Genomic DNA, 15,773 nt, shown 5'->3' with positions numbered 1-15,773 from the left:
CCTTCATTATATGCAATGAAGCGGGCAGCCTCAATCTGATATTTTGAAAGCCTCACACATAAAAAAGACCACTATCTTCAGTGGTCTTATACTCTTTCTGCTGACAAAATAGCAGCTGCTCCTAACCTAACAAAATTTCAGGCAGCCTATTGGTTCGTCTTTTGGGACGCTCCTTTAGGGGCTTTAGCATTTGCACCAGCAACAATAGCGCCTGTTTCTGAAGCAAATTCCGCATCTAGATTTGGAACGCCATTTTTCTTCCCTACCTGCTTAGAGCTATGTTTCGCATTTTTATTCTTCATCACCTTACACCTCCCCATGTCGCGAGAATCGGTAACTACTCGAACGGTTTGAGAAAACCACTGTTTCCTCACGTTGTAGTATGTGATGAGAAGTTTCACCCTATGTATTATTTATTCAAGTAGCACGTCTATGACATATTTTCCCTAGTAAGGTCTTGCCGACGTGCATGTTGGTAACTTTGTGTCATTAGACAAGCAGCATAAATAAAGGAGCGGTAGACTGGACATTTAATGTCAAGTCTACCGCTCGGCTGTTTGCAGGCACAACCAAAGCTGGTCGTCTGCCGTATTTTATATTAATGTATTGATTTCCTCGTCTCGCCATTTACTACGACACGACGGATGAAGAACGCCATAACTAAGCCAATCAATGCGATAATCATCGAAAATAGGAACACATTTTGAGATCCAGCCGTCATCGCATTTGCAATTTCTGTCTGCTTGGTCGGAGAGGAGGAACCATGCAAGTATCTCTCCATACCACTAGTAAGAATACTAATTGCGACCGCTGTTCCAATCGCGCCTATAACTTGCTGCAATGTATTCATAACCGCCGTACCATGCGGGTATAATTCCGGTGGCAATTGATTTAGCGCATTCGTTTGAGCAGGCATCCAAATCATACCTACCCCAACCATGAGCCCGATATGCAAGGCCACGATAAAGGCCACTGAAGAAGCCGGTGATAGGGAAGTAAAGAACCATAACATGGCTGATACGATTACGAGTCCGGGAATAACGAGCCATTTTGGCCCATATTTATCGAACAAGCTTCCCATTCGTGGCGAGAGGATTCCATTCAGCGCACTGCCAGGCAAAAGCATGAGTCCCGCGGTGAAGACGGACAATCTTGCTCCGGTCTGCAAAAACATCGGCAGAATAATCATACTCGACATAATAATCAACATACATGACAGTACCAGAAGCAGTCCCACGACGTACATTGGATACTTGAAAACACTCATATTCATCATAGGATCGTTCATAAAGTTTTGCCGTAATATGAATAATACTAGAGCAACGAGCCCAACGACGATTGGCGTGATCACACCCATACTGGTCCAACCCTCAGCCCCCTCGCCCGCCTTACTGAAGCCAAAGACCACCCCTCCGAAGCCGACCGTTGATAAAAATACAGATAGTAAATCTATCCGAGGCTTTGTGACATCCGTAACGTTCTCCAAATACTTCAGCCCTATCAATAGCCCTATGACCAAAAGTGGCAGTGAGAACCAGAAAATGTAATGCCATGATAGAAATTCTATCAATAAACCGCCTACGGTCGGTCCGGTCGCTGGAGCGAACATGATAACTAGCCCGACGAACCCCATCGCCGCCCCTCGCTTTTCCGGTGGGTATATGACAAGGATGGTGTTGAACATAAGTGGCAGCAATAATGCCATACCTGTCGCTTGTAAAACTCGAGCGAACATCAACATCTCAAAATTAAATGCGAGCGCTGCAATGAGAGTACCTGTAATTAAGCTTATAAGTGAACCTGTGAACAGCTGTCTCGTCGTAAACATCTGTAGCAGCAACCCGCTTATGGGCATTATAATACCAAGAGTCAGCAAGAACCCGGTTGTTAACCACTGTGCGGTTGCAGCCGAAATTTGGAACACTTCCATTATATTAGTCATGGCTATGTTTAGAGCGGTCTCACTAAACATGCCAACAAAACCGCAGATCAGCAGTGATGCCATAATAGCACGCGTATTGTATTGCCTTTTCATTTCTATATCTCCTCGTATATGAAATAATCGATTATTGCGATAAATACTCGATGTATACTTAGCGGGCTAAATATTAGCCTGCTAAGTATATAGGTGAGAGAAACTTTATAATAAGTTGCTCTCTATTTGCTTCAAAAGCCGCCTTAATAATAATCGCTCTTCGGGTAAAATGGAATCCAGTAGTTTTTCTTGCTGCTGCTTCCACTTGATTTCCACTGGTTTCTCAAGTTCCTTACCTTTGTCAGTTAGAAAAATTCGCATAATCCTTGCATCATGTGTATCACGTTCACGGTAAATAAATCCGTTCTGCTCAAGGGATTTAACCATATTGGTTACCGTAGGTGGCTCGCATTTTAGGTGTTCACACAGTTGCATCTGTGTAACCCCATCGCCTAACCACAAGCGGTAAAGTAAATTCTCTTGGCCAACATAAATATTAAGTTCCCTAAGAGACTCGCTATAATCTCGACGCATTTGGGAGGAAATTCGATCTAACGACTGGCGAATATCGCAGTCCACCGTATCTGTCATTAATATTTCTCCTCAGTAGTCACGAATAATATTTAGCTGGCTAAATATATTACGTTGAAATTCTACTGTCAACAGAACAACAACGCCCTTCAAAGTGACTCGTATTTCCCTTGGACCACGGGAGTATATAGAATAAGCCCGTTAAAACGGGGCTTCTCCTAAATAATCTTTACCCATATTCTCTCTTTAACAACACAAAAAGCCGCACAGCTGCGCAGCATTAAGTTAGTATATTGTCACATGAAACTTCCGAAATAGCCCATTACCCTTCTACCATATCTGCCCGAAGATCAGTTGCAATTTCCATCATGAGGGGCACGATTTCTTGATGGGAGACGGCTACATACAAATCCCCCATATAGTGTCTGAATGGAATGAGAGCCTCTCCATGTTTCCACATAAAGAAATCCCCATCTATAGACATGGTGCTCTCCTTCCCCTTCACGGTCAGCACCGTCTGGTAAGCAAAATTAGCTTTAGATGAGAAGTAAGCTTGGCATTCCTCCAATGTAATCCCTTGAACACCAGCTTTTGGCTGCATGGATCTCGTAATTCGAAAGCGTTGGTTCATAAATATCCTCCAGAAATAAATTGATGGATTGAGACAAGGTCATCTAACCGTCTGGTACACGAGGCCAATGGCTCCAGAATCAAACGTCTTATTGTCGATAAGTTTAAGACTGATCTTCTCCTTGATACCTTGGAATAATGGCAATCCGCTGCCGATCAGGACGGGAGATACGGTAATTTTATACTCATCTATTAAATCAAGCTGCATCAGGTAGTGTGCGAGCCTAGGGCTGCCCAGAATGACCATATCCTTGCCTGGCTGCTGTTTGAGCTTCTTAATCTCTTCCTCTACATCTTCTTTCACCAGTCTGGAGTTGTTCCATTCGACTTTCTCCAGCGTCGTGGAGAAAACGATTTTGGTTGTCTTTTCGATCCACTCGGCATGATCCCTTTCATGCTGCGAAGCTGATGGGTCCGAAGGTACAGACGGCCAGTAACTGTGCATCATCTGATAAGTTCCGCGTCCCCAAATGACAGTGTCGGCAGTACTCAGAATTTCTTTCGCGTGTTTCTCTAAATCAGCATCGTAGGCAACCCAGCCAATGTCCATTTCACCGTTCGGTCCTTCTACAAAACCGTCTAGCGATGCGTGCAAGAATAGAACAAGTTTTCTCATTTTCAACAGTTCTCCTTTGTTCATGAGGGATATGTATATTAACTACAATATAGGACAAATTGGTAGAAATCTACTCATAACTCCTTATTCATAAATATCAATCTTTCTATTTCAATAAAGCCATTCTTCTTATAAAATTGTTCTGCTGCTATCCCTCTATTGGTTAGCAAGGTTATGCGATCAATGCCTTCTGATTTCATATTCTCTTGCAAATAATTTATCAGTTGTGTCCCAACCCCACTTCTTTGACAAGTGGTATCCACACACATTTCATTTATAAAGAATTCATCCCCGCTCCACCATTTCTTGCGAACTCCAACAATAAACCCTTTAATACCAGCTGCATCTTCAGCAATGTAACCCCTAAAGCCAGAAGCTTTAATATAGTCATTTAAGTACTGCTCGGCATATTCTCTAGACCATTCATCATTCCATGGTTCCTGGTTGAACACACTAATAAATAGGTCAACACATAAATGTAAGTCTGCTTTTGAGAAGTTTCTTATGTCCATATTTTTCAACTCATTTCGCATTTATAGAATTATTTTCCTCTTTTAGTTCCCATTACATTATTCCATATTTGAATTTCTAAGCACAACAATTTCCCGGCGATCATAGGCAAGTGCTGTAGTAACTATGCCGAGAAAGGCACAAATCAAATACATAACGGAATAAGAGGTAATATCCGCTACCGGGCCCATAATAGCTCCTCCCATAGAAACTCCCAAATCCGCCGTTGCAATGAATAAACCCAGAAGAACATTACGACCTTGTTGTGGAAGTACGAAGGATAGATAGGTCGTTAACGTGGGGTATAGCAGACCTTGAGCGATTCCCAATAAACACGAACTAAAATAAAACAAGACGAGCCCTCCCCAGACATAACCGCTTAAGCTGATACTAAGCGATGAAAGAGCTATAAATAGCATGATCGTCATGACATATCCAGAATGCCATTTTCCATTCGAAGGGATCTTTTTACGTAGAAAAAATCTTGCTGCCACAAGTGTGCATGCCTGGATGGAGAGGTAGATCGCTGCGTTGCTATCAGGAATTTCTGCGGCATATAGAGGAAGAAAGGTGGACATAGCTCCAAATACCAGGGATGCGAGTAACATAAGGAGGCTGCATCTGAATAAATCAGGGTTCTTATACAGCTTACTAAAAGATTGTAAAAACGATTGCCTCTGCAATTCTGTTCCGGGTGTCGAAGGTTTAGAGTGGTCTATTCGAATGCTAAAGCCAGCAATTGTCGTAAATATTACGACGGTAAGCATCGCAATGGCAAAAAAATTCATTTCCCCGGACTGCCAAATTCCTATTGCTATTAAGGGTCCAATTATATTGGGAATGGTAGCAAATAAAGAATACAGAGATATTCCTTGCGAGCGTTCCTTGTCCGACAAAGCATCGATAATGCCCAATTGTAAAGCCATCGAGAAGAAAGCCGTACATCCCCCCTGCATCACTCTTGCGAAAAAATAGCCCTCCATGCCGGTAAAAGTATATAAAAGAAGTGCCAGTCCGTTAATAGCGATAATTGCTCGCAGCACCGGAACAGGACCTTTTCGTTGAATCATGTAACCTGCCCACGGCCGGAACAACATTGTTGTAAATAAGTAAGCTCCCATGATGATTCCGATTTCGGTATTGCTGGCTCCTAAAGAATCTCCCTTTAAGGGGATATAAACGTTAAGTATAGAATTTGCGCTGAAATACAAAAGGGTTAGTAGATATAGTCGCATAAATGGCCAAGCTAAAGCACCTTTCAATCCTTATCCTCCTCCCAGTAATACCGCGTTAAGCCATAATCATCTCTAACATCTTCCTGGCATACGGGGATTGAACATCCTTTAAGTGTTCGATATTAACTATTTCTTCAATTTCACCGTTTCTCATAATCATGACTCTATTACATAGATAAGCTGCTGACTGGATATCATGGGTTATAAATATATAACCGAGCTTGTCCCTATCCTTTAGTTTTTTGAGTAGTTCCAGGATTTGTATCTGCACCGATCCATCCAGGGAACTAATTGCTTCATCCAGAAGAATACAGGGAGACTCCGTCGCGATCGCTCTTGCTATGCACACTCTCTGAACTTGGCCTCCAGATAACTCATGCGGATATTTATTGCGGCAAGACAGCTCCAAACCTACATGCTGCAAGTAATAATCGACCTTGCTTGCCTTTAACTTTCGCTTGCCTGGTTTCATATTTAAAGCTTCCATTATGGCCTGTTCAACTGTGAAAAATGGATTTATCGATGAGGTATAATCCTGAAAAACAGCGCTCATCGCTACTTTTCCAGTACCTTTCTTTACTAGCTCCTCGCCGTGCAACAAGATAGACCCGCTCTCGGGCTTCTCAATTCCAAGCAGCAGTCTGCCTAGCGTGGACTTGCCACAACCGCTTTCCCCAATGATACCCAGGCATTCGCCTAGGTTGTATTGAAAGTTAATGTTATTTAGAACTTGCTGCCTTTCGCGAGAGAACATACCGCCTTTTCTGTAGTATTTATTGACCTGATCAACGACTAACATAGGCAGGCCCTCCTATTACTCTATTGAAATGTTCATGAATCCCTGCATGCGAAGCTACTAAATGCCGGGTATATTCATGCTGGGGTTTAGCGAACAAAACCGATGCTTCTCCACGTTCGACAATGTTGCCGTCTCTCATTACAACAATCTCATCAGCTATCTTTCTGACAACACCTAAATCATGGGAAACAAAAATCATGGAGCATCCCATCTTCTCTCTTAATCGACAGAACTGTTCTATCACCTCATATTTGGAGACGGTATCCAAGGCTGATGTTGGTTCATCCGCGATGATAATGTCCGGTTCTAATACGATAGCCAAACTGATCATAACCCGCTGAAGCATTCCCCCTGACATCTGATGAGGATACTTGTTCATGATTCCAACGGGGTCCTTAAGTCTTACGCTTTGCATGGCCAACTTCATTTTCTCAACGATTTCACTTCGGTTCCAGCCAAAATGGTGAACCAGCGTATCCCTTAAATGAACGCCGATTACACTTGTTGGATCGAAGGCACGCATTCCGTTCTGAGGAATCATGTAAAGCTGCTTTCCTCTTCTTCGCCTCATTTCATTTTCTGCTAACCGATCTATACGTTCACCTTGAAATACAATCTCGCCGGATTGGCGAATGTTCCTTTGGTTTAATCTCAATATCGCTCTGCATGTTAGGGACTTGCCGCTGCCGCTTTCGCCAACGATAGCCAAGCAGCTTCCCGAGTTAAGCTCGAATGAAATAGCCGGAATGATTACCTTTCCGGTGCTGCCATCCCAAATTCGTAATTTCGATATCAGTAGAATGCTCATGTTCGACTTACGCCACCTCTCCCCTATGCAGATTTGCTCTCTGCTTTAGTCCTTTTCTGTGCTCTCTCCCAATGGGCGTTAGTTTAGGATCCAATGCAATTTGAAGGGCATCGGTAAAGAAATTGACGGCGGATACGAAAATAATGGTTGTTATCCCGGGTGCCAACATGACTTCGGGTCTTGAGAACATAACTTGTCTAGCTTCATTCAACATCATCCCCCATTCCGCATGGGGCGCTTGAACCCCTAATCCAAGAAAAGAAAAACCTGATATTTGCAGCACCATGGAACTAAAGGAACTGCTGGACGTTACTATGATGTCGGGTAGTGTTACGGGTAGGATATGCATCCGCATAATTTTGAAGCTGCTTGTACCGAGAGCCTTGGAGAACTTTACATATTCTGCATTAGAGTGCTGTATAACCGATGTACGAATGATACGTGCAAACCAAGCCCACTTTATCAGCACAAAGGCAAGAAGAATATTCTCAATCCCTACACCGAGTACACCGATAATCGCCAGGGTCATGACATATCCCGGAAAAGAAAACATGATATCGCAGATCCTCATTAGAAAAGCATCGGTTTTTTCTTTGAAATACCCTGCTACAAAGCCCACCACCGCGCCAATTCCTACCGAGATCGCGAGCGTAATCAGTACCCAGAGCACGCTTGGCCTGATTCCGTATATTAATCGTGATAGAACACAGCGTCCTAAGTGATCATTGCCAAGCAGATATTTCCAGGACACAGAGGCGAACCTCAGATTCATATGAACCTCTTGCGGATCGTTTGGGGCTACCCATGGCGCGAATATCCCAACTAATAAAGTAGTTGTTATAAGGAGGAAAGAGAATAAAGCCAGCCTGTCTTTAAAAAGATAATGGATTCGGTTCATTAGGAATCTTCCCTTAATTTAGGATTTAACAATGTATTGATCACGTCCGAAAAAGTGTTGACTGCAATAAAGGCCGCCGCCAATACAAGCACGTACGCTTGGATGATTGAGAAGTCTCTGCTTAGAATGCTTTTGACGCTAAGCATGCCTAGACCGGGCCAAGCAAATAGATTCTCTATAACGACCGTGCTCCCCAGAATAATTGGAATGGCCATGAAAAAGATAGAGACAGCTACCTGTAAAGAATTTCTCAAAAGGCGCATCGTGATTCGGATTTCGGGCAACCCGCAGGCTCTACCGTATAGAACATAATCCTCATTCAAATGATTAAGCATTGAGCTTCTGACAATCCGGAAATAGATTCCCGCGTAGCTTATTGTGATGACGCTAACGGGTAAAATATAACTTTGAACGGAGTCTATCCCGTTTGTGGGAAGCCAGTCGAGTTTAACAGAGAAGTACCAGACTAAAAGGGCTGCAAGCAAATAGGAAGGCATGGAAGTCAGGAAAAAGGCAATCCCTCTAATCGACTTGTCTACCCATCTCCCTTCTGTCAGCGCGCAAATGATACCAAGACCAATGGAAAGTACGATAACCGTAACGGCTGAAATGACGGTGAGCTTAAGCGAATTCAAGAATGCGGGCCCAAGCATGGACCACACCGGCTTGCCCGTGACATACGAGTTGCCGAAATCCAGCTGCAAACACGAGAGCATCCAATTCAAATATCGAATAAATAGCGGTTGATCCATTCCAAGAGCCGTTCTTGTCTCTGCCAGCAAATCTTCCGTAATTTGGGGAACGCCTTGCGCGTGAAGCACAACCTCAGCCGGATCCATAGGGGAAAGAATATTTAGAACAAACGTTATAAAAGAAATAACGAGCAATAGTGGAATTGCGAGTAAAGATCTTCTGAGAATATACCTACTCATTTTATTCAAAATACATCTTCTCGAACGGAAGCTCGAATTGCGTATGCTTGAAGGAAATACCCTTTAAATTTGACGGGGCGATAATCGTCACGCTACCGTTGGTAATCGGAATAAAGACGGCCTCATCATGTACGATCGTTAGAATATCCTTATATAGAGACCTGAGTGTCTCTTCATTAGAGATGATCATAACTTCATCGATTTTTTTGTAGAGCTCATCGGCTTTCGTGACTCCGCTAGTTGTATGGTAGTATGCCGCTTGGGAGGTAAAGGAGGCAATCGTGCTTTGCGGATCGTAGGCAAGACCCCAGGTTTGATTTAACAGTAAATCATAATCCCCCGTTGCTCTTCTTTTTGCGACTGAAGTGGATTCCTCACCAAACAACTCCAAATGGATACCTATGTTCGTTAACGTGTTCTGAAGCATTTCTGCTTCTGCTTTCTGTGAGGAGGAGTTGACGTCATAGTAGAGACTTATTTTTAATTCATGATTGTCTTTCTTCCTGATCTCGTCTCCTTTGTTCAAAATCCAGCCGGCATGATCTAGCAGCTTCTTGGCTTCTTCCAAGTTATATCCTCTCTTCTTCAAGTCGACATTCGCATAATGGACATTAGAGGAGAACAAACTTTCCGCAGGAGACTCCTTTCCATTGAAGAGTTCCTTGCTAATTGTTCCTCTATCAATCGAATACCAGATGGCCTCACGAACAGCTTTATCAGCTACAGGGCTTACCGATCTGCTGCTATTGGCAACGATCATTTTCGTATTCATCGGCTCGCTTCGGACAATCTGATATTTTCCACTATCGGCCAGTGTATTCATAGCTTCGACATCTACACTGTCCGTTCCCCGATCGTCTGTAAACACAAAGTTGACTTCGCCTTTTTGCAGGGCTAAATAAGTCGTTTCTCCTGTCGGAAGCACCTTTGCCGTTATTTTCTTTATACGTGGAGCGCCTTTCCAATAATTCTCGTTCGCTTCAAAAATCGCATATTGATCGGTCTTATGCTCCGTTAATTTGTAAGGACCTGTGCCATGATAACCGTTAACGCCATTTTTTGTCTGGCCATTCCTAAAATCGTTTGGAGATAGGAAGACGTAGGGTCTAGTCATGGACAGTTCAAGTAAGGTCGGATAGTAAGGCTCGGATAATACCAACTGTACGGTATGCTCATCCATAACTTTCGTTACTGCGAGCTTAGAAGACAGCTTAATCCAGGTATGTTTCGATGCGTTATTCTGTACGGCATCGATGTTTTTCTTTACGGCTTGCGCATTAAAGGGAGCACCGTCATGGAAAGTTACGTTTTTTCTGAGATGGAAAGTGTAGGTTTTCCCATCCTTCGAAATTTCCCATGATTCCGCCAACGCGGGTTTAATCCCGTCTGCCGTATTCTCAACCAGGGATTCATATACCATTCCCTGAGCGGGCATCGATCCTTGGTAAAGATGTGGGTTCATATCATTGATATCCTTGGCTGTCGCATAAACCAGCTCCTGAGTCGGCTCGCCAGCCTTCTTCGTATTCGTATTATCAGATCTATCACTGCTGTTAGAGCTGCAGCCGGCCAGAGCTATGGCTAACAACAGCGCTAATGAAATAAATTTTTTGTTTAACATGAGGGTTCCTCCCGTTTACTTGTCTATAATTTCTTCGCCGATCCGAAGCCAATCCTCTTCAAAGCTTTGGACTCTAAATGCTTCTGATAACTGCTGATTCTTAAAGTTCAGCAAACTGCTTGCAATTTTACTTTCATAGGTAGCTATAAATTTATCGAGTGTTGGAGTGCTAGTTCCTGTCATCCTTCCCATGCCTTGAATCATTTTCACACGGTAATAATCCTCCTTGGGCATGCGTGGAATATCCCATTTCCCTTCCTTGTTCACATAAATCTGCCTGATTGGGACGGCGGAGAAATCGAAATATCTTCCTTCTTGATCCGGTTGAGAGAAAGGATCTATTAATAACGAGGCGTATCGAACATACAATAAATATTCTTGGTGAATAGGAGGAAAGCTGGTGAAATGATCAATACTATGGCGGGATAAGCTCCCAGGTAGTACTGGATAATTATCATCCGTCATAAATTTGAGCAGGTTGACGGGGATCACGTTCATCTTATCCAGAACGAGTGAAATCTCTTCCCAATAAGAACGCATATCCCTTATGAGTTGCATGGTAATAGGTCCTTCGGGATAAAGCTTATACACGTATTTCTTCGAATCTTCATCCCTAAAAACAACGCTCAACGAAAATTCATTCATGAACAGAGGCGGGTGTACATACAGGGAAATGTTCCTCGATTCTGCCTCAATTGGCGAATTCATGACATTCAGCCCAATCCCCAACTGGGCATATAATTCGCTAAGTATCCTCATATTGGCGGATGAGGAGAACGAGGAGCCAGCATATAGCTTCTTCTTGACCCCGGTTGTCATCACTTGATTGGACGGTGTGCCATCCATCCAGCGCGTATCACCCAGGTATGTGGAGAAGCTGACCACCTCAATATCGAATTTCTTTTCTTTTAAGTAATGTCTCACCATATTGTTTGAACCGAGAGTAGGTGAGATTAATACGATACATTTAACCTTTTCTAGAATCTTTTCATTGATTTTTCCCATAATCTCGATGTAAGCATCTGTCGTAACCCCCATGATTAACGTATCCCATTCTCCTGTTATACCTGAATAACCATGAAAGACTTGATCAATTTGACATCTGCCCTCCATAAGCCGATGCTGTTCATTTTGAACGAAAGCCTGAATGAATTGATTGTTCTCATTCAATGCAGAGAATAGAGCAGCAGAATGAACCGATTCCCTGCCTGCGATCCCAACGTAGCTTTTTAAATAGTTCTTGAACAAAATGCTCATTTGAATGCTGACGGGTCCCGTACCTAGAACTAATACACGCTTGAATTCACCCATTCAGCTCACCAGCCCTTGTACTAGTTAATGCTTTCTTGTATATGGCGACATCGAATACATGCTTGGGGTGAATGATCGTATCGGTAAGTTCCCACTTCCTGGGATCCGTTTCCTGCTTCGGATAGTTGAATATGGATTTCAGTTGATTACCATATCTCATTGCCACGACCACTTGCTCATTGGTCAGGGGATGTAATTGATTAAGCAGATCATATTTCATGGCAACTGTTGAACTGAAGATGATATGTGACACTCCCCTAATGTCTTCAAGCTGCTCGATGAATTTGTTTTCCAGCTTGATTTTCAATCCTTTCCCAAGCTTATTGATAACTTTTCTACCCAAGTCGATTGCCTCGTCATCAATATCTATGCCTATCACCTCGGCACCGGTTTGCTTCGCTATGTAAAGTGGAGTCATCGGAAACGAACCAGAACCTACTAACAAAACCTTGGAGTCTGATTGAACTCGGAACCCTCCGAGTTCTTCTCTAATGCTGGATTCAATATTACGGAAGTATTCGGTGCTGTCCGTCTGGCCGCTTAATAATCTTCGCCCACGATACTTTTCCATCAACGTCACGCATAGAGCCGATTTTATTCTTAACTCATCCAGAAGATTGGTGTACTCCGAGGAGGCTTGTTGTTTCTCCCACTCCTCCCACTCGATATGATTGCTTTCATTGATAATGAAGTCGGAATATTCGTTAAGGGTCTCCTCTAATTCCAAGCTGTTGGGTAGAATTCCTTCGTATGTAGTAGCAAGTTCGGAGAACCTTTTATGAAATTCACACAAGTGTTGCTGAAGCTGGGTAACTGTTTGCACTTCCTTCACACCCTCCCATCTCAATATAGGCTTTTCCTTTTGCAACGATCCCTACCATCCCTTCGACAATAAGGTTGGTTACCTTATGTTGGCTATATTCTGCGTTAACGAGAATCGTACCGCCAGGCTGTGCAATTCGAACAGTTACGGCACTCTTCTTTTTCCAAGATAAATAGGCACCTACCGAGGCTGTGCCGGACCCACAACCCTTTTCCCAAACCATACTATCCAGGTCCGGAAGATAAATGAGCGGGGCCATCATATTAGATTTCGGTTCAAACAACATAACCCCGATCAAGTTAGACCCTAATGTTATACCTAATAGCCTTGCAAGCCCTTCAGCTCTCTTCCTGCATGCCGGACTGAATAATTCAACCTCAATAACGATATGGAAAAAGTTATCGTACTTAACGATCGCAATGCTCAAATCTTCCCCCTCGTACTGAATGGATCTTTGTACGATCTGATTAGGAAGAGGCATTGTTACCTGACAAGCATATTGATCATTTACTTTACTCACCTGGCAAGCGATTAAATGATCAGACCCTGAGCTTTCTAATAAAATGTCTAATTTTGTGTCAGGTTGAACTCCCTTTTCGATAGCCAAATAAGTTGATGCCGCCATACACGCGTTACCGCAAAATTCTCCTGCTGCCATATGCAGTTTCGCATCAGCGCCTTGTTTACTCGGCTTTCGAATAAAACCTACTTGTTCGGCATGCACGCTATCGTAGGACATTAATCGTGAGGCAATGGGAATGCTCTCGTCCATAGGATGACTTGATATAACAAGAATGGTCATATTCTGTGTGGGGTTAACTTTCACAAAATCGATTTCTTGTTTCATTACATCAGCCCTTTCGAATTAATCGTAATAATTACGATATTGGAGCGTAAAATGACTAATCACCATTAGTTTTTACACTATTGTGATTATGAATTGTCTCCATTTCTTAATCGTAATGTTTACGATAAGAGAATAACAGGGCGAGATTATCTTGTCAAACCATTCTTTTCTCTTAAAAGAAAATATATGTAATCATTTATACAGCCATAAATGTTAAAGAACAAAAAAAGTACAGCCCTCTTCAATTTTCTTGAAGGTCTGTACCTTTACTTAGGACAAGAATTTTCTCAGCGGCCACGCGATCTAGTGAAACCTTTCTGCTTTTGCTTGCCGTTATTAATGCTCAGCCGTTAACCGATGCTCCGCGTGCCACTTTTTCCGAATTTGCTCCACAGCGGCCAAAGCATCTTCATCTTCCAGGATGTCGCCCGGCCGATTTGCCCTGCCTAATATATATCCTTCATACTTCGTGCCCGTAAAATCAAAAATGTACTGAAATTGCTGGACCAGCGGAATTCCCTTAAGATGTGGCTCGTCATCACCGATGCCGATCACCCATGCTGATTTGCCCCCAAGCTTCGCAAGAAAACCGTCCCTGTCTTCCCGGAGGGACTGCGACCAGCGGTCAATGAACGTTTTTGTAAGCCCGGATGCCCCATACCAATAGATGGGCGTTGCGAACACAAGCTTGTCCTTGGCCAGCACCCGATCAATGACCGCCCGGTAATCGTCTTCAGGATACGGTTCTTTATCGGTATGACGGTAATCCTTAATCGGCTCAATTTGGTAATCGGCCAAATAAATATGATCGGTTTCGAATCCTTCCGTTAACCGCTTGGCTAGCTGTTCTGAGTTGCCATTTCTTCTCGAGCTTCCGTAAATTACGGCTATTCCCATAAGTAAGTTCTCACCTTCTGTATTTTAAAATTAATTACAAACTTCTTCCTTAAGCTAAGCGATCACCGCTTGATTCCGATAGACAACATTCAAACCTTCAAGCAAGGAAAGCGCTGTTTGCTTGGCTTCTTGCGGTGTATCGCCTGCGACGATGAAATAAGCGAGCCGGTCATCTGAGCTCTTGGCGTGGGCAATATGATCGCCGGGCACCGCTGAGACATGCGCGCGTACGACAGCCGGATGCTCTGGCAGCAGCTCGAATCCTTCAATCCGTTCGAGCACGCCATCACGCTCCGCGGTGACGTAAGCGATTGATGCCGCCCGGACATGCTTCTTCTCAATCTCGACCGGACGATCCAGATAATAATTAACCGTCGCTTCAAAAATATCGATCCCGAAAGCCAGCACTAGCAGATCCGATGAAATGTTATCCCCACCAGGTCTGCCGTTCACTTCGATAATTCGAGGACCGGACGCCGTAAGCTTTACCTCGACATGACTAGGTCCATTCGTAAGCCCGATTGCTTTAAGAGCATCGACCGCCGTTCTGATGATATCTTCCTGTCGGTCGGTATATGACGGAGATGGCAGCGTATGGAGCGTTTCCACGAAATATGGCAGAGGTGTCGTTAACTTTTCGGTCACAGCCGCGAATAATGGATCGCCTCCCTGCAGGAACAACTCCACACTGAATTCCGGTCCCTGTAAATATTGTTCGACCAAATACTCCTCTCGCACTTTGAAATCCATATACGTTACTTTGAAATCAACAATGACGTCCATGGCCCTCTGCAGCTCCGCCTCGTCGTTAATAAAATAGACATTTTGGCTGCTGGCGCAATTGGTTGGCTTTAGGACTACGGGATATCCGATCTCGTCAGCCGCTTTGGCCGCTTCTTCGAATGTTTTTACTTTGCGGAATTCCGCGCTTGGCACGCCGTGTTCAGCAAAAGCTTCCCTAGCGAGATCCTTGTTCCGCGATTTTAGCGCCGCCTCATACGGCACACTCCGCAGACCCAGCCGCTGCGCGACTTTCGCCGTCAAGTGGGAAGCGTAATCCGTAGCCGGAATAAGCGCATCCAGCTTACCCGCATAGGGCGATTCGGCTATCGCCTGGAAGAGCGAATCCTCGTCCCTTATATCCGCAATAATGAGGTCATGGTAGATGCCTTCATACCCGTATTTTTCCGGATTGTCCTTGGACGACACGATCGATATGACCTGATGCCCCTGTTCGTAGGCTGCTTTGGCGAAGCTGACGCCATAAAAGCTCGGCTCGACAAACGCAACCGTTTTAACCGTAGACATGTTATTCACTCCTTACATTTATTATTAAAGAG

The 15,773-nt window shown here is 43.8% G+C and carries 17 protein-coding genes; all 17 read right to left on the bottom strand.

What is annotated here, in order from left to right; translation table 11 throughout:
* Window positions 1-146: 146 nt before the first annotated feature.
* Window positions 147-302 (bottom strand): hypothetical protein, encoded by a 156-nt coding sequence (locus EJP77_RS20540; protein WP_185897105.1) that lies wholly within the window; start codon window positions 300-302, stop codon window positions 147-149.
* A gap of 296 nt (window positions 303-598) precedes the next feature.
* Window positions 599-2,035, bottom strand: a complete 1,437-nt coding sequence (locus EJP77_RS01975) for a DHA2 family efflux MFS transporter permease subunit (RefSeq protein WP_127197507.1) — start codon at window positions 2,033-2,035, stop codon at window positions 599-601.
* A gap of 105 nt (window positions 2,036-2,140) precedes the next feature.
* Window positions 2,141-2,566, bottom strand: coding sequence for a MarR family winged helix-turn-helix transcriptional regulator (locus EJP77_RS01970; protein ID WP_127197506.1), 426 nt, complete (start codon window positions 2,564-2,566; stop codon window positions 2,141-2,143).
* Window positions 2,567-2,828: 262 nt separating this feature from the next.
* Window positions 2,829-3,137, bottom strand: coding sequence for a hypothetical protein (locus tag EJP77_RS01965; RefSeq protein ID WP_127197505.1), 309 nt, complete (start codon window positions 3,135-3,137; stop codon window positions 2,829-2,831).
* Window positions 3,138-3,176: 39 nt separating this feature from the next.
* Window positions 3,177-3,752, bottom strand: coding sequence for a dihydrofolate reductase family protein (locus EJP77_RS01960; protein WP_127197504.1), 576 nt, complete (start codon window positions 3,750-3,752; stop codon window positions 3,177-3,179).
* A gap of 74 nt (window positions 3,753-3,826) precedes the next feature.
* Window positions 3,827-4,264 (bottom strand): GNAT family N-acetyltransferase, encoded by a 438-nt coding sequence (locus tag EJP77_RS01955; protein ID WP_127197503.1) that lies wholly within the window; start codon window positions 4,262-4,264, stop codon window positions 3,827-3,829.
* A gap of 57 nt (window positions 4,265-4,321) precedes the next feature.
* Window positions 4,322-5,524, bottom strand: coding sequence for a staphylopine family metallophore export MFS transporter CntE (cntE, locus tag EJP77_RS01950; protein ID WP_127197502.1), 1,203 nt, complete (start codon window positions 5,522-5,524; stop codon window positions 4,322-4,324).
* A gap of 28 nt (window positions 5,525-5,552) precedes the next feature.
* Complete coding sequence (locus EJP77_RS01945) at window positions 5,553-6,296, bottom strand: ABC transporter ATP-binding protein (protein WP_127197501.1); 744 nt, start codon at window positions 6,294-6,296, stop codon at window positions 5,553-5,555.
* Entirely contained in the window at window positions 6,283-7,104 is an 822-nt protein-coding gene (cntD, locus tag EJP77_RS01940; RefSeq protein ID WP_127197500.1) for a staphylopine uptake ABC transporter ATP-binding protein CntD, read from the bottom strand. The genes EJP77_RS01945 and cntD overlap by 14 nt, the downstream gene beginning before the upstream one ends.
* A gap of 7 nt (window positions 7,105-7,111) precedes the next feature.
* Window positions 7,112-8,002 (bottom strand): staphylopine uptake ABC transporter permease subunit CntC, encoded by an 891-nt coding sequence (gene cntC / locus EJP77_RS01935; RefSeq protein ID WP_127197499.1) that lies wholly within the window; start codon window positions 8,000-8,002, stop codon window positions 7,112-7,114.
* A complete protein-coding gene (opp1B, locus tag EJP77_RS01930; RefSeq protein WP_127198261.1) occupies window positions 8,002-8,934 on the bottom strand; it encodes a nickel/cobalt ABC transporter permease in 933 nt (310 codons plus the stop codon). The genes cntC and opp1B overlap by 1 nt, the downstream gene beginning before the upstream one ends.
* 1 nt (window position 8,935) lies before the next feature.
* Window positions 8,936-10,555, bottom strand: coding sequence for a staphylopine-dependent metal ABC transporter substrate-binding lipoprotein (gene cntA / locus EJP77_RS01925; RefSeq protein ID WP_127197498.1), 1,620 nt, complete (start codon window positions 10,553-10,555; stop codon window positions 8,936-8,938).
* A 15-nt stretch (window positions 10,556-10,570) separates the two neighbouring features.
* On the bottom strand, window positions 10,571-11,866 hold the full coding sequence (locus tag EJP77_RS01920; protein WP_127197497.1) for an opine metallophore biosynthesis dehydrogenase: 1,296 nt from the start codon (window positions 11,864-11,866) through the stop codon (window positions 10,571-10,573).
* Window positions 11,859-12,689, bottom strand: coding sequence for a class I SAM-dependent methyltransferase (locus EJP77_RS01915; protein WP_127197496.1), 831 nt, complete (start codon window positions 12,687-12,689; stop codon window positions 11,859-11,861). Before EJP77_RS01915 ends, EJP77_RS01920 begins: the two co-directional genes overlap by 8 nt.
* Window positions 12,652-13,536 carry a histidine racemase CntK family protein gene (locus EJP77_RS01910; RefSeq protein WP_127197495.1) on the bottom strand — a complete coding sequence of 295 codons (885 nt, stop codon included), beginning with the start codon at window positions 13,534-13,536 and terminating at the stop codon, window positions 12,652-12,654. The genes EJP77_RS01915 and EJP77_RS01910 overlap by 38 nt, the downstream gene beginning before the upstream one ends.
* 336 nt (window positions 13,537-13,872) lie before the next feature.
* Window positions 13,873-14,433 (bottom strand): flavodoxin family protein, encoded by a 561-nt coding sequence (locus tag EJP77_RS01905; protein ID WP_127197494.1) that lies wholly within the window; start codon window positions 14,431-14,433, stop codon window positions 13,873-13,875.
* A gap of 54 nt (window positions 14,434-14,487) precedes the next feature.
* A complete protein-coding gene (locus EJP77_RS01900) occupies window positions 14,488-15,741 on the bottom strand; it encodes an ATP-grasp domain-containing protein (RefSeq protein ID WP_127197493.1) in 1,254 nt (417 codons plus the stop codon).
* Window positions 15,742-15,773 lie beyond the last annotated feature (32 nt).

Source organism: Paenibacillus zeisoli, from assembly GCF_003994465.1.
GTDB classification, from domain to species: Bacteria; Bacillota; Bacilli; order Paenibacillales; family Paenibacillaceae; genus Fontibacillus; species Fontibacillus zeisoli.
Note: the sequence above shows the minus strand (reverse complement) of the source record. Positions and strands in the feature narration are given on the sequence as shown.